Source organism: Solibacillus daqui (genome assembly GCF_028747805.1).
GTDB lineage: Bacteria > Bacillota > Bacilli > Bacillales_A > Planococcaceae > Solibacillus > Solibacillus daqui.
The window spans coordinates 3,012,650-3,026,436 of the sequence record NZ_CP114887.1 but is presented as its reverse complement, the minus strand read 5'-3'; the positions used below and the strand labels follow the sequence as shown (position 1 = coordinate 3,026,436).

Annotated in this window: 15 protein-coding genes; 14 read left to right on the top strand and 1 reads right to left on the bottom strand. The window is 37.8% G+C overall.

What is annotated here, in order from left to right:
• Positions 1-25 precede the first annotated feature (25 nt).
• The 11 genes from O7776_RS14760 to O7776_RS14710 all read left to right on the top strand — a co-directional run bounded on the left by O7776_RS14760 (position 26) and on the right by O7776_RS14710 (position 10,734).
• The gene (locus O7776_RS14760; protein ID WP_274307775.1) at positions 26-1,201 is read left to right on the top strand and encodes a GNAT family N-acetyltransferase; all 1,176 of its coding nucleotides are present in this window, start codon (positions 26-28) and stop codon (positions 1,199-1,201) included.
• A gap of 226 nt (positions 1,202-1,427) precedes the next feature.
• Positions 1,428-1,739: a PTS sugar transporter subunit IIB gene (locus O7776_RS14755; protein ID WP_241369509.1), complete on the top strand. Its 312-nt coding sequence runs from the start codon at positions 1,428-1,430 to the stop codon at positions 1,737-1,739.
• Positions 1,740-1,768: 29 nt separating this feature from the next.
• Positions 1,769-2,080 (top strand): PTS sugar transporter subunit IIA, encoded by a 312-nt coding sequence (locus tag O7776_RS14750; RefSeq protein ID WP_420802186.1) that lies wholly within the window; start codon positions 1,769-1,771, stop codon positions 2,078-2,080.
• 40 nt (positions 2,081-2,120) lie between these two features.
• The gene (locus O7776_RS14745) at positions 2,121-3,392 is read left to right on the top strand and encodes a PTS sugar transporter subunit IIC (protein ID WP_274307773.1); all 1,272 of its coding nucleotides are present in this window, start codon (positions 2,121-2,123) and stop codon (positions 3,390-3,392) included.
• A 17-nt stretch (positions 3,393-3,409) separates the two neighbouring features.
• Positions 3,410-4,492, top strand: coding sequence for a DUF871 domain-containing protein (locus O7776_RS14740; protein ID WP_274307772.1), 1,083 nt, complete (start codon positions 3,410-3,412; stop codon positions 4,490-4,492).
• A gap of 245 nt (positions 4,493-4,737) precedes the next feature.
• Complete coding sequence (gene pepV / locus O7776_RS14735) at positions 4,738-6,132, top strand: dipeptidase PepV (RefSeq protein WP_274307771.1); 1,395 nt, start codon at positions 4,738-4,740, stop codon at positions 6,130-6,132.
• Between the two features lie 23 nt (positions 6,133-6,155).
• Positions 6,156-7,007, top strand: a complete 852-nt coding sequence (gene dat, locus O7776_RS14730) for a D-amino-acid transaminase (RefSeq protein ID WP_241369505.1) — start codon at positions 6,156-6,158, stop codon at positions 7,005-7,007.
• Positions 7,008-7,123: 116 nt separating this feature from the next.
• The gene (locus O7776_RS14725; protein ID WP_274307770.1) at positions 7,124-8,134 is read left to right on the top strand and encodes a nuclease-related domain-containing protein; all 1,011 of its coding nucleotides are present in this window, start codon (positions 7,124-7,126) and stop codon (positions 8,132-8,134) included.
• A gap of 2 nt (positions 8,135-8,136) precedes the next feature.
• A complete protein-coding gene (locus tag O7776_RS14720) occupies positions 8,137-9,057 on the top strand; it encodes a diacylglycerol/lipid kinase family protein (protein WP_274307769.1) in 921 nt (306 codons plus the stop codon).
• A gap of 141 nt (positions 9,058-9,198) precedes the next feature.
• A complete protein-coding gene (gene trmB / locus O7776_RS14715; RefSeq protein ID WP_274307768.1) occupies positions 9,199-9,846 on the top strand; it encodes a tRNA (guanosine(46)-N7)-methyltransferase TrmB in 648 nt (215 codons plus the stop codon).
• 24 nt (positions 9,847-9,870) lie between these two features.
• Positions 9,871-10,734, top strand: coding sequence for a YtnP family quorum-quenching lactonase (locus tag O7776_RS14710; RefSeq protein ID WP_274307767.1), 864 nt, complete (start codon positions 9,871-9,873; stop codon positions 10,732-10,734).
• A gap of 209 nt (positions 10,735-10,943) precedes the next feature.
• Here O7776_RS14710 and O7776_RS14705 read toward each other — a convergent pair whose 3' ends face one another.
• Positions 10,944-11,261, bottom strand: coding sequence for a hypothetical protein (locus tag O7776_RS14705; protein ID WP_274307766.1), 318 nt, complete (start codon positions 11,259-11,261; stop codon positions 10,944-10,946).
• 142 nt (positions 11,262-11,403) lie between these two features.
• Between O7776_RS14705 and O7776_RS14700 the strand changes: the two genes are divergently transcribed.
• The 3 genes from O7776_RS14700 (at position 11,404) to O7776_RS14690 (ending at position 13,723) form a co-directional block, all read left to right on the top strand.
• A complete protein-coding gene (locus O7776_RS14700) occupies positions 11,404-12,480 on the top strand; it encodes a M42 family metallopeptidase (RefSeq protein ID WP_274307765.1) in 1,077 nt (358 codons plus the stop codon).
• A gap of 170 nt (positions 12,481-12,650) precedes the next feature.
• A complete protein-coding gene (locus O7776_RS14695; RefSeq protein WP_274307764.1) occupies positions 12,651-13,184 on the top strand; it encodes a DUF84 family protein in 534 nt (177 codons plus the stop codon).
• Positions 13,185-13,204: 20 nt separating this feature from the next.
• Positions 13,205-13,723, top strand: a complete 519-nt coding sequence (locus O7776_RS14690; RefSeq protein ID WP_274307763.1) for a hypothetical protein — start codon at positions 13,205-13,207, stop codon at positions 13,721-13,723.
• Positions 13,724-13,787: the final 64 nt, after the last annotated feature.

The window sequence follows — 13,787 nt, the reverse complement described above, 5'->3', positions numbered from 1 at the left end:
TATCAATGAAGGGTGTTGAACCATTTTGGAAATCAAAAAAGTACCACCTTCCGACTATGAACAAATTTATCGCTTACGTGATTATAGCTTTCCGAGTGTTTATGAAGGCGACAAAAAAGAAGATTTTAAATTTTGGGTAGCAAGTAGTGAGACGCTTGGTGCATATGAGGAAAACCAATTAATCGGTCAATTATTAGTGCTGCCGTTAAATATGACGGTCCATGGGGTTAATATGTCCATGGGGGGAATTGGCTTCGTTGCAACGTATCCAGAGCATCGAAATAAAGGTGTAATGAAGCAATTAATGCAACAAGCATTAGTAAGCATGCGGCAAAAGGGACAGCTTGTTTCCGTATTAGCACCCTATTCTGTTTCTTTTTATCGTTATTTTGGCTGGGAACTGTTTGTTGATAAGGTTCACTATATAGTTCCACGCACGGCATTTCCTGACTTTGGCAAGCAACGAGATGATGTCAAACGTTTTAGCTTTTCTGTAGTAGATACAGCGCTTTTTAGTGATGTAATGCAGTTTCATAATGAATTGTGTGCGAAGAAAAATGGTGCGATGCTACGTGATGCAGCCTGGTGGAAGCGAATAGAACGACGTCAACCTACAAGTCATTTTGCGGTTGTTTATGAGCTGCAAGAAGTGATCGGCTATATTCGTTATACAATCGATCAATTAACATTTGAAGTACAAGATTTTCTTGTGAAGAATTATTATGCCCAACAAGCTTTATGGCGTTTTATGACTGCGCATGCAGCAAGTATAGAAAAAATATGTGGAGTGACCTCTCTCGATGAGCAGATGGGCTTTTTATTCCAAGAACCTCAGTATAAGCGTGAACTGACGCGCGATGTCATGGCTCGAATTGTTGATGTGGAGAAATTTTTGCAACAATATAATTGGAGAGAGCTTGATGCAAGTTTATATGTGCAAATTACTGATCCATTTTGTGAATGGAATGAAGCGATTTATGAAATAAATAAATACGGAAAAATTGCAAAAGTCGATGAAGAAAACGTGAATAAGGAGCATATATTGGAGCTAACCATCAATCACCTTTCTACTTTGTTGCTTGGGTATATAACGATGGAACGTTTAGTCTATTTAACAAATGTTACGTGTACAGAGGAAGTTATCCGTCAGTGGGAAAGAGCTATTCCATATCAAGTACCAACTTTTTATGAATATTTTTGAATATTCATAAAAAAATTTGCGGATTTTTCTGGACTATACCAGTTGTTATAGAAAGGTGATTTTCATTGGAATACTGCGATAGACCGGCATTTAGATTTAATGGTAATTAATGAAAGTAATGTAAAAATTATATTGTGGTATAGACCGACAGATGCTATTCTCTTTTTAAGAAAGCGATTTCATAAGTCGAAATCAGAGAACAATAATTACAATAGGGGTGTGCTAAATGAAGAATATTATGTTAGTTTGTGTAGCTGGTATGAGTACTAGTTTACTTGTTTCAAAAATGCAAAAAGTAGCACAGGAGAAAAATGTGGATGCACATATTTTTGCAGTTGCTGAAAATGAAGTAGATAAAGTTTTAGCAAATGAGGATGTGCACGTATTATTGCTAGGTCCTCAAGTTCGTTATTTAAAATCTACATTTGAAGAGAAGTATAGGGACCACAACATTCCGATTGATACAATTGCGATGGTCGATTACGGCATGATGAATGGTGACAATGTATTAAATCACGCATTAAAGCTTATTGGATAGAAGGGGATTTGACCGTGGATCAAAACGATATGTTACAAGCAGTGATGGGGTTAATTGTGCATAGTGGAAATACGAAAAGTGAATGTATGGAAGCATTGAAGCTTGCCAAAACAGGAAAGATTACTGAGGCAAAAGAAAAAATAAACTTAGCAAATGAAGCGCTTATCAATGCCCATCATTCGCAAACGGGGTTACTGACAAAAGAAGCAAGTGGGGAAAAAATCGAACTGACAATGCTATTAATTCATGCGCAAGACCATTTGATGAATGCGATTACATTTAGAGATTTAGCAATTGAAATGGTTGAACTTTACGAACGTCTAGGGGGAAATACCATCTAGTTTTAGATGCATCTTATAAAAGTAAAGGGGTTGGGTTGTTATGTTCAAATTTTTAGAAGAAAAATTTGTGCCAGTAGCAGCAAGAATTGGAAATCAGCGTCATTTAATTGCAGTACGTGATGGCTTTATCGCGATTATGCCGCTGACAATTGCAGGTTCACTCGCAGTATTAGTTAATAATTTACCAATTGATTTGTATCAAAACATGATGAATGCCGTGTTTGGTGATGGCAATTGGAAGCAATGGGGTGGAAATGTTTGGAGCGCTACCTTCGCAATGATGTCCATTTTACTTGCATTTACAATCGCTTATAATTTGGCGAAGGGGTATGGTAAAGATAGCTTAGCGGCAGGGGTAATGGGACTTGCCGCATACATGACATTTGGTACATTCGGTGAAGGTGGATTAACAGGCTTAACAACAGGTACAGGCGGAATATTTATTGCCATTATTATATCTTTACTTGCTTCTGAGTTGTTTTGTCGATTATCTGGAAATAGCAAACTGTTAATTAAAATGCCAGATGGTGTACCACCAGCAGTATCGAAATCATTTGCATCATTATTACCAGTAATTATTACAATTAGTATTTTTGCTCTTGTTCGCACAATTATTACAGTAACTTTAGAAATGCCAGATATTATTGGGTCGTTTTATGCAGCGGTGCAAGAGCCGTTCATGGGCTTAACGAATACTTGGACAGCAGGATTAATCCTTGCATTTATTCCAGCGTTTTTATGGACATTAGGTGTGCACGGTGCAAATATTATTGACCCGTTCATGCAAACTATTAATGCAGACGCGATTGCAAAGAACGTAACAGCACTACAAGCGGGAGAAGCAGCACCTTATATTATTAACAAACCATTCTTTGATGCATTCGTTAATATGGGTGGTTCTGGAACGACAATCGCCTTAATTATCGCAATATTCATATTTGCAAGAAAGAACAAACAATACAGTACGGTCGGAAAGCTCTCCGCAGCACCAGGTCTATTCAATATTAATGAACCGTTACTATTCGGACTTCCGATTGTATTAAATCCAATTTTATTTATTCCGTTTATTTTAACGCCGATGGTCAATGTATCGATTGCGTACTTCGTTACAAAATTGGGGCTGGTCCCTGTAGCAACAGTTGTTGCGCCTTGGACAATACCTCCAGTTTTAAATGGTTTATTAGTAACTCAGCATTGGAGTGGCGCGGTATTAAGTTTAGTGCTCATCGTAATTTCGGTGTTAATCTATTTACCATTTATCGCAATGGCGAATCGTATGTCAGTGAAAAATAGCGAGCAAAAAGTGGATTAGTGCATGGAGGGAATGCAATGAGAAGGCTTGGAATTGCTGTTTATCCACAGCATAGCACAGTACAAGAGCTGCAGAACTACATTCAGCTTGCACATCAAAACGGTTTCAATCGAATGTTTACATGCTTGATGTCATTAACAAATGAACAAGAACTGAACAAGCTACAACAAGTCAATGTATTTGCCAAAAATTTGGGCTTTGATATTTCCGCAGATATTGCGCCGTCCGTTTTTCAGGAATTAGGGAAAACGTATCGCGATGTCGGTTATTTTAAAGAACAATTTCATGTATCAGCTTTACGTCTTGATATGGGCTTTAGCGGGCAAGAGGAAGCGTTTATGTCTCTTGATGAAAGTAATATTAAAATAGAATTAAATATTAGTAATGGAACGAAGTATGTTGAAACGATTTTGACATACGAGGCAAATCGAGATAATTTATTGGGCTGTCATAATTTTTATCCAAGAAAATATACAGCACTTTCTCGTCAGCACTTTTTGACAACATCGCAACTATTTAAAGCGCAAAATATTCGTACAGCTGCAATGATTAGCTCGCAACACGGGAGGTTTGGACCGTGGGAAGAGACGCTGTATGGCCTGCCAACGTTGGAGGAACACCGTCATTTACCAATCACTGTACAGGCGAAGGATTTGTGGAATACCTGCTTAATAGATGATTTAATTATTGGCAATATGTTTGCTTCTGAGCAGGAATTGCAAGCACTTGGCAAATTAAATCGTCAAAAACTAGAGCTGCAAGTCCAACCTGCAACAGGTATCACACCTATCGAGGAAACAATTGTGTTTGATGAGTACCATTTTAATCGTGGTGATGTGTCAGAATATATGATTCGTAGCACACAATCACGTGTAAAATTTAAGCAGGAAGACTTTCCGGCGCATACGGTTCGACCATTACAAATGGGCGATGTGACAATCGATAACAATGAGGATGTTCGCTATAAAGGCGAGCTACAAATTGTCCTAAAAGAAATGCCAAATGAAGGGACAACAAACATTGTTGGAACAATAGTTGAGGAGGAAAAATTTCTACTCCAACATATTAAGCCATGGCAATCGTTTGGTTTTGTAAAATAATAACAGAGAGGGTGTACGAGAATTACTTCTTGTACACTCCTTTTGCGTCGAGGATGGAGGATAGTTCTTTAAAATAAAGGGATTGAGCATTTACGGTGTTCAACTTTTTTGATGTTTCTAAATGAAAGGCTGCACAAGCGACAGAGTAATGGACTCGCGAATGTTTTAAGTAGTATGATACATAGGAAATATAAAAGTATTTTGACATTTTTTAAAAATCCATAAATTAACAATGAGGTGCTTTGATGGACTGGCTAAAAATTGCCGAGGCGAGACAAGAGGAACTTATAAATGAATTACAGCAACTAATTCAAATTGAAAGTATTTTAGATGAACAGCATACGTCTAACGAGATGCCGTTTGGACCGGGGCCTCGTGCGGCACTGGATTTTATGCTTGCTAAAGGACAGCAACAAGGCATGAAAACAAAAGATGTTGATCATATGGCGGGACATATTGAAATGGGCGAAGGGGACGAGTTAATCGGTGTCCTTTGCCACGTAGATGTTGTACCGGCTGGTGATTCCAGTACTTGGACCTACCCACCTTTTGCAGGGCAAGTTGCCGATGGAAAGCTATATGGCCGTGGAGCTATTGATGATAAGGGACCAACGATAGCAGCATGGCTCGCAATGAAGATGATTCAAGACGAGAGAATTGAATTAAACAAGCGTGTGCGTATGATTATCGGTACAGATGAAGAAAGCGGCTTCCGATGTGTGGACCGCTATTTTAAGAAAGAAGAGATGCCGACAATTGGATTTGCACCAGATGCAGATTTCCCACTGATTAATGCAGAAAAAGGCATTGCGCATTTAGTATTCGCGGGCAAAGAAAAGCCGTCAGCAAATGAACAGCTTATTTCATTTAAAGCAGGTAATCGTATAAATATGGTGCCAGATGAAGCAGTGGCAATCCTAAAATGTATTGATGCTAACTCAAATGGGAATTTTCAAGCATTTTTAGAAAAAAATAATGTTGAAGGCTCTTTCATTGAACAGGGCGATACGATTATAATTACGATTAAAGGTAAATCAGCGCATGCGATGGAGCCAGAAAAAGGACGAAACGCAGCGGTGTATTTAGCGAAGTTTTTACAAAGCGTTGTGACAACAACAGAAGCGAAGGCATTTGTTGATTTTACAGTCAAGCTATTTGACGGGGATTGCTATGGTTCAGCGCTACAGCTAAACTTTAAAGATGATATGTCAGGCCCAACTACACTAAATCCAGGTATTGTGTCGTTCACTGAAAATGGTGCAGTCATTGAAGTAAGCATGCGATACTCTGTTACTTATCCATTTGAAGAAAAAATGACAGCAGCGCAAGGCTTATTGCAACAAGATGCATTTACATTAGATGTAGCGGGTAATTCAAAGCCACACTATGTAAGTGAGGATGATGAACTAGTACAAACATTAATGGAAGTGTACCGCAAATATAGCGGGGATTTCCGCAAACCACTATCTACAGGTGGCGGTACGTATGCGCGTGTTATGAAAAAAGGTGTGGCGTTTGGGATGTTATTCCCTGGTGAACCAGATGTAGCACACCAAGCAAATGAGTTTGTTGTAGTAGAAAATTTAGTAAAGGCTGCTGCAATTTATGCGGAAGCTATTGTAAAATTAGCAACGAAATAATTAAATAAAAGGTGGTAAAATTAATGAGCTATAGTTTATTAAATGATCAAATCGTGAAAAATGATGAAATAGTAATTGATAAGGAAGACCGTGGTTACCAATTTGGTGATGGTGTATATGAAGTAGTAAAAGTATATAATGGTGAATTATTCACAGCTACTGAGCATATTGATCGTTTTTATGCGAGCGCAGAAAAAATTCGTATCGCAATTCCGTATACAAAAGATAAGTTACATCAATTATTACATCAGTTAGTAGAAGCCAATAATGTCGACACTGGTCATGTATACTTCCAAATTACGCGCGGTGCTTGCCCACGAAATCACATTTTCCCTGGAGATGACGTAAAACCAGTAATTACGGGGAATACAAAAGAAAATCCACGTCCAGTGGCAAACTTTGAAAATGGCGTAAAAGCGACATTTGTAGAAGATATCCGTTGGTTACGATGCGACATTAAATCACTTAATTTACTAGGTGCAGTGCTTGCAAAACAAGAAGCACATGAAAAAGGGTGCTACGAAGCGATTTTACACCGTGGTGAAACGATTACAGAAGGATCATCTTCAAATATTTACGGCATAAAAGATGGAGTATTATACACGCATCCAGCAAATAACTTAATTTTAAATGGTATTACACGCCAAGTACTTTTAACATGTGCAACTGAAATCGGTATGTCTGTTAAGGAAGAAGCAATGACAAAAGAGCAGTTACTGGCAATGGATGAAGCAATTGTTTCATCAACAACTTCTGAAGTGACACCAATCATTGACATAGATGGTAAGGCAATTGGAAATGGTACGCCGGGCGAATGGACACGCAAATTACAAGCCCAATTTGAAACAAAGATTCCTAAAGGCATTAATGCATAATAAGAATTGAAAAAGGTGCTAGCAGGTTGCAATCACGCAATCTGCTATTTTTTTTTGTCAATTACCTGTAAAATATAACTTAATAAACATAAGGTTACAATTTAGGAGACGATACAATGGCTCAATTAGTTAAACTTCAAGATTATATTTCACGCTATCAAATTGATTTGTCGCGTTACCCGACACAGTTTATGCGATTAAAACAAAATCAGTGGGAACGTGTCAAGCAACAATGGCAGACAGGTGAAGTAATCGAACGATGGGAACATATTGATGAAGATCCCTTACTGCAGGAAGAAAAAAGCCGAACATTTTTTCAAAAATTCTTTCCGTTTAGTAAAAAAGAAAAAGTTATAGTACAAGAAAGTGAAGAAATAGAAACAGTGAATATCTCGAGTGAGTGGGCTGTTGAAGATCAAATTCCAGAAGAAGATACAACATTAATTTTTGAACCAAATATTATTTATGAGCCCAATACATTAGAAGAATTAAAAAAGATGTTTATTGATCAATTTTTCCATTTTCAGATGAAATGGGCAAGCTCAACGCTACGTGAAAGATCATATGTTGATCCGAAATATATGCGTGATACATTGCTACGGGCGATGTTACAAACACTACCAGATAATTATTTGATTTTTTATTATCCGATAATTCGTGTGAAAAAGGCACCGATTGAACTGGATATTATTATTTTAACGCCAACAGAATGCTTATGTATTACAGTGCTTGAACAAGAAGAACAGGCCGTTTATATTGCAAATAGTGAGCGTTTTTGGATGAAGAAGGTTGGCAAAAATGACAAAAAAGTATTAAGCCCATTAATTCAATTGAATCGTATGGAAAAGTTACTGGAGCAATTGTTTATCCAAAGTGGAACTGAAATGTCGATTAAAAAAGTATTGTTAACACGTAATGGATATTTCGATTATCCAGGTACAATGTATGGTACGCAATTAGTAGACAAGCGTAATTTTCCTGAGTGGATGGAGCAATTAAGACGCTCAGTTTCCCCGATGAAGCATATGCAAATACGCGCGGCACAATCTATTTTAAATAATGTTCAAACGACGTCCTTCCACCGTGATATTTGGAATACAGAAAGTACGGAGAATAAGGAAAACTAGCGATGCATGTTCATTTTATTTTAAATCCGAATGCTGGGAATGGACGTGCCAAAAAGCGTTGGTTGCAGTTTAATCAGCAGCTCTCGTTTCCGTATGAACTGCATGAAACACAGTACGTGGGGCACACATTTGTACTCGCACAGGACATTGCAAAGCTTGCAACAAAAGAGCTGCCGGTATGTATCGTTGCAATTGGTGGGGATGGAACAGTACATGAAGTGTTAAACGGCGCGGCAAATGTAGAAAATGTATATATTGGAGCAATTGCAGCAGGCTCGGGTAATGATTTTGCACGAGGCTATACAGCTTTTGCAAATGTACAACAACTTGAGCAGTTTGTTGCTACTATAGAAACGTCAGTGCATGATTACGGTATTGCACAAATAAATGGAGCATCAAAATTATTCGTTAATAATTTCGGTGTAGGCTTTGATGCACTTGTAGCGAACACGGCTAATGAATCACAGCTAAAGAAAAAGCTAAATAAATGGAGTATTGGAAAATTAATCTATCCGTATTTTGTCGTTTATGCACTGTTTACCTTTAAACCGTTTCAATTAACCGTGAAACAGAATGGCAATCAGCAGCGATTTCAAAATGTATGGTTTGCTACCGTTAGTAATCAGCCGTATTTTGGAGGAGGTATGAATATATCTCCGCAATCAAATACTTCTGATGGAAAATTAGAAGTAACGGTTGTTTCGAATTTATCAAAGTGGAAATTGTTATTCCTTTTTGGTAGTGTGTTTTTTGCAAAGCATACGCGATTAAAAGAAGTTTATCAGTTTGAAACGATAGCGCTTGAGCTTGAGTTTAGCGACTCCGTAATGGCGCATGCAGATGGCGAAAACCAACTTCTCCTTGAAAGTAACAACAAGATTGCTATTACGGTAATCGAAAAAGCGTGGCAATTAGCAAAATAACAGTTAAAGCCTCCGGTGGATGCCATGGATTCGGAAAGGAGTTCTTTGCGAGAGCTCAAAGCAGAATCCAGACTCAATTACGCCAAGTCGTAATTGATGTTATAATGTAGAGGATGTTACAAAAGAAATGAGGATATATCAGTGAGATTAAAGCATAAACCTTGGGCGGCAGAATATATTGCACAACATTCAGATGTGATTTTGCCAAACCCAGAAGATTATAAAGGCAAATGGCATGAAGTATTTGGCAACAATAATCCTGTACATATAGAAGTAGGAACAGGAAAAGGGCAATTCGTGTTAGGTATGGCCCAGCAAAATCCAGATATCAACTATATCGGTATTGAATTATTTGATAGTGTTATTGTTTGTGCTTTAGAAAAAATCGAAGCAGCAAACAAACCTTCTAATTTGCGTCTACTAAAAGTAAATGGTGAAGACTTAGAAAAATTCTTTGCTAAAAATGATGTAGACCGTGTGTATTTAAACTTCTCAGATCCATGGCCAAAAGTGCGTCATGCGAAACGTCGTTTAACACATGAAAACTTCTTGAAGCTTTATGAAAATGTTTTAGTCGATAACGGGGAAATCCATTTCAAAACGGATAACCGTGGTCTTTTTGAATATTCATTAGTGAGCATGAACGCTTATGGAATGTCTCTAAATTATGTTTCATTAGATTTACACGTAAACATGCCAGAAGATAACGTCATGACTGAGTACGAGGAAAAATTCTCGAAAAAAGGTCAGCCGATTTATCGATTAGAATCTCAATTTAAAACAAAATAATAAGATGATTTGGGGGATGGATTAATGGATCGTTTTGAATTTCACAACATGACACTAACTTGGTTAGATGGGGGTGTCACAGCACTAGATGGCGGGGCAATGTTTGGGGTAGTGCCAAAAGCACTGTGGTCACGCAAATATCCAGTGAATGAGTTAAACCAAATTGAATTACCTTGTGAGCCGATTCTACTTCAATACGAAGGGAAAAATTATTTAATCGATTCTGGCGTTGGTGCTGGGAAGTTAAATGAAAAGCAGCTTCGCAATTTTGGTGTTTCGGAAGAATCAACAATCGAACAAAGCCTAGCCGAACTCGACATGACACCTGGCGATATCGATGCGATTTTAATGACACACTTACACTTTGACCATGCAGGGGGCTTAACGAAATGGCAAGGCGAACAGCTTGTGCCGGTATTTCCGAATGCAGACATTTTCGTGACGCAAACTGAATGGGATGAAATGCGTCAGCCAAATTTACGCTCTAAAAATACGTACTGGAAGGACAATTGGGAGCCTGTGCAGCATTTAGTAAAACCGTTTGATGGTGAGCTAAAAGTCGCGCCTGGCATTACAATGATCCATACAGGTGGTCATAGTGATGGACATGCAGTCATTCGCCTTGAGCAAAATGGAGAAGTAGCGCTACACATGGCAGATATAATGCCAACACATGCCCACCAAAACCCGCTTTGGGTATTAGCGTATGATGATTATCCAATGACAAGTGTGTTTGCGAAAGAAAAGATTCTAAAGGAAGCATTAGCGAATAACTACCGCTTTATTTTCTATCATGATGCTTACTATCGCATGATTCAATGGGACGCGACAGGTAAAGAAATTACCGATCGTCTAGAGCGTTCAAAACAAGCAAAAATCATCTTTTAAATGACAAAGAGAGTACCCTAAGAAGTAATTCTGGGATACTCCCTTTACGCCGAAGATGGAGGCTAGCATAAAGCTGGTTATAAATGCGTGTCACAGGACGTGACGTTTTTAGCATTGTTTCTATATCTGACTGTCGCCAAAAGCGAATTATAAATACATGAGGGGCTGTGCAAAAAGTAAACACTTTTTGCACAGCCCCTCTTTTGGAATTACTTCACTTGTTCAATATTTACGATTGCCCCAGAACGTGCATCTGCAGCAAATTCAAAATTTTCAACTTCGCCTTCTACCGTACGGGTAATTCCACCTTTAAATACTGGGATTTCAGTAAAGCCATTGCTGTAGTTTTCAGTTTTCATATAAATCCATGAGCCATCAATTGGTGTTTGTTTTTTAAATTCCGATTTAATATTTTCTAAAATATTGTCTGGATTTGCATATGGAACGACACGGTTTGACATTTCTTTGACGATGACTGCTGCTGCAACACCTGTCACCACGCCAAGAGCAAAATCTTTTACATTCATGAAAAATCCCCCTCAAAAATATAATCTACATTTACTTTAACATACTCTGAATTTTGTGTACAAAAAATAGAAGGTTCGAATTTCGAAATATTATTTGGAATTTATGTTATAATGGAAAAAATCTAATTTTGAGGTGTCTAACATGAATCAAGATACATTGAATTTATTTAAAACATTAACAGAACTCCCTGGTGCACCAGGAAATGAACGTGCTGTTCGTAACTTCATGCGTTCTGAATTAGAAAAATACTCAGATGAAATTATTCAAGATAATTTAGGTGGCATCTTTGGTGTACGTAAAGCACAAGACGAAAATGCGCCAAAAATTTTAGTAGCTGGTCATATGGATGAAGTGGCATTCATGGTAACATCAATTACAGATAACGGTATGATTCGCTTCCAAACACTTGGTGGCTGGTGGAACCAAGTAATGCTAGCTCAGCGTGTAACAGTGTATGCAAAAGATCGTGAAATTCCGGGTGTAATTGCATCAATTCCACCGCATCTATTAACAGATGCAGAACGTGCAAAGCCCATGGATATTAAAAACATGCTAATCGATATCGGCGCGGATTCTAAAGAAGATGCGATGAACTTAGGGGTACGCCCAGGTCAATCAATCATTCCAGTTTGTCCATTTACACCAATGGCAAATCCGAAAAAAATTATGGCTAAAGCTTGGGATAACCGCTATGGCTGTGGTTTAGCAATCGAATTATTAAAAGAATTGCATGGCAAAGAAGTAGCGAGCCACATTTATTCTGGCGCAAACGTAATGGAGGAAGTTGGTTTACGTGGTGCAGCAGTTTCGGCAAATATGATTCAACCAGACCTTTTCTTTGCACTTGACGCGTCACCAGCAAACGACACTTCGGGTGATAAAGAGCAATTTGGTCAATTAGGAAACGGACCGTTATTACGTATTTTCGACCGTTCTATGGTGACACACCGAGGTATGCGTGAATTCGTATTAGATACAGCTGAATCAAATCATATTCCATATCAATACTTCGTTTCACCAGGTGGTACGGATGCAGGTCGCGTGCATACACAAAACGACGGTATTCCTTCAGCAGTTATCGGTATTTGCTCGCGTTACATCCATACATCTGCGTCCATTATCCATGTTGATGACTATGCAGCTGCAAAAGAGTTATTAGTAAAACTGATTCGATCAGCAGACCGTTCAACAATCGATTCAATTCGTGCAAACGTGTAAAAAAGTATATTAATGTTATAATACGAGGATGTGGTGTTTTTCGCATTCTCGTTTTTTATTGGAGAGTAAATTTTTTTAGGAGTCCACATAAGAAAAATAATATTTCGCGCATTTGATGTGAAATGAGTTTTCTAAACTAAAAATCTACAACACAATTTGGAGATGAATGAATGAAAATCGCAGTAGGGACAGAAAATAAAGCAAAAGTAGGCGCAGTACAAGCTATTGTGTCTAAATATTTTCCTGATGCACAACTTGAAAATTTAGAAGTTGCCTCAGATGTATCAGTGCAACCATTTTCAAATGAAGAAACCCGTCAAGGTGCAGTAAATCGCGCACGTAACACTTTACTTAAAACAAATGCTGATTTAGCATTTGGTTTAGAAGGTGGCGTCGATGAAATTGGTGGTGTAATGTATTGCTGTAACTGGGGTGCAGTGGCAATGAAAGATGGTACAGTTATTTCAAGTTCAGGGGCACAATTTGCATTGCCAGAAGTTATAGCGCAGGAGCTTCGTATGGGGAAGGAACTTGGCCCAGTAATGGACGTCTATACCGATATCGAAAATATTCGCCATCACCAAGGAGCAATAGGAATTTTTACAAATGATTTAATCGATCGAAAGCAAATGTTTGAACATATTGTCACATTACTTATTGGGCAAGTATTATTTAAATTAAAAAAACAACAATCATCATTATAAGGTTTTAAGGAGTGATTAAGATGTACCGAAAATGGAGTCACATACTGTTAGCCGCTTTATGTATGCTTGTATTATCTGCTTGTGGCAAGACGGTAGAAGAAAAAACAGCAACAGGGATTGAAAATGCAGAATCTGTATTTACAAACGAACCAAATGCAACAAATAAGTCGATGGGTCATATCGAGCTTTATTTACCAAACGGCTTTAATATTGAAAAAGGTATTGATGAAGCAAACTACACAGTTATTAATGGCAAAGATTCATATATTTTATTCGTTAATCCAAATGAAACCGAAAATAGCCAATTACATTACGACATTTTAAAGCAAGATGCGAAGACGAATATTATTGAAGATAAGAAGTTTGAAAAAGGGGATTTATTTGGATTTTCTGCTGTAAATCAATTGAATGAAGAAGAGTTTGAACTAATTGTTAGTGTTGGCGGCGTAAAAATGACAACGATTTCTGACAAGAAAAAATTAGATGAAAAGTTACAATACATGATGGAAATTGCACAATCAGTAAAAGTAATTAAGTAATACAAGCTTTCAACTAAGTAATGCAACTTAAATTTTGCTACAATAGTTAGAGTATTTCAAAACG

Excerpts from the sequence above, each read along its gene's own strand:
- O7776_RS14745 (WP_274307773.1), top strand. The coding sequence starts at position 2,121 with ATGTTCAAATTTTTAGAAGAAAAATTTGTGCCAGTAGCAGCAAGAATT.
- O7776_RS14695 (WP_274307764.1), top strand. The coding sequence starts at position 12,651 with ATGAAAATCGCAGTAGGGACAGAAAATAAAGCAAAAGTAGGCGCAGTA.
- O7776_RS14740 (WP_274307772.1), top strand. The coding sequence starts at position 3,410 with ATGAGAAGGCTTGGAATTGCTGTTTATCCACAGCATAGCACAGTACAA.
- O7776_RS14750 (WP_420802186.1), top strand. The coding sequence starts at position 1,769 with ATGTTACAAGCAGTGATGGGGTTAATTGTGCATAGTGGAAATACGAAA.
- O7776_RS14690 (WP_274307763.1), top strand. The coding sequence starts at position 13,205 with ATGTACCGAAAATGGAGTCACATACTGTTAGCCGCTTTATGTATGCTT.
- O7776_RS14725 (WP_274307770.1), top strand. The coding sequence starts at position 7,124 with ATGGCTCAATTAGTTAAACTTCAAGATTATATTTCACGCTATCAAATT.
- O7776_RS14755 (WP_241369509.1), top strand. The coding sequence starts at position 1,428 with ATGAAGAATATTATGTTAGTTTGTGTAGCTGGTATGAGTACTAGTTTA.
- dat (WP_241369505.1), top strand. The coding sequence starts at position 6,156 with ATGAGCTATAGTTTATTAAATGATCAAATCGTGAAAAATGATGAAATA.
- O7776_RS14710 (WP_274307767.1), top strand. The coding sequence starts at position 9,871 with ATGGATCGTTTTGAATTTCACAACATGACACTAACTTGGTTAGATGGG.
- O7776_RS14720 (WP_274307769.1), top strand. The coding sequence starts at position 8,137 with ATGCATGTTCATTTTATTTTAAATCCGAATGCTGGGAATGGACGTGCC.
- O7776_RS14700 (WP_274307765.1), top strand. The coding sequence starts at position 11,404 with ATGAATCAAGATACATTGAATTTATTTAAAACATTAACAGAACTCCCT.
- pepV (WP_274307771.1), top strand. The coding sequence starts at position 4,738 with ATGGACTGGCTAAAAATTGCCGAGGCGAGACAAGAGGAACTTATAAAT.
- O7776_RS14705 (WP_274307766.1), bottom strand. The coding sequence starts at position 11,261 with ATGAATGTAAAAGATTTTGCTCTTGGCGTGGTGACAGGTGTTGCAGCA.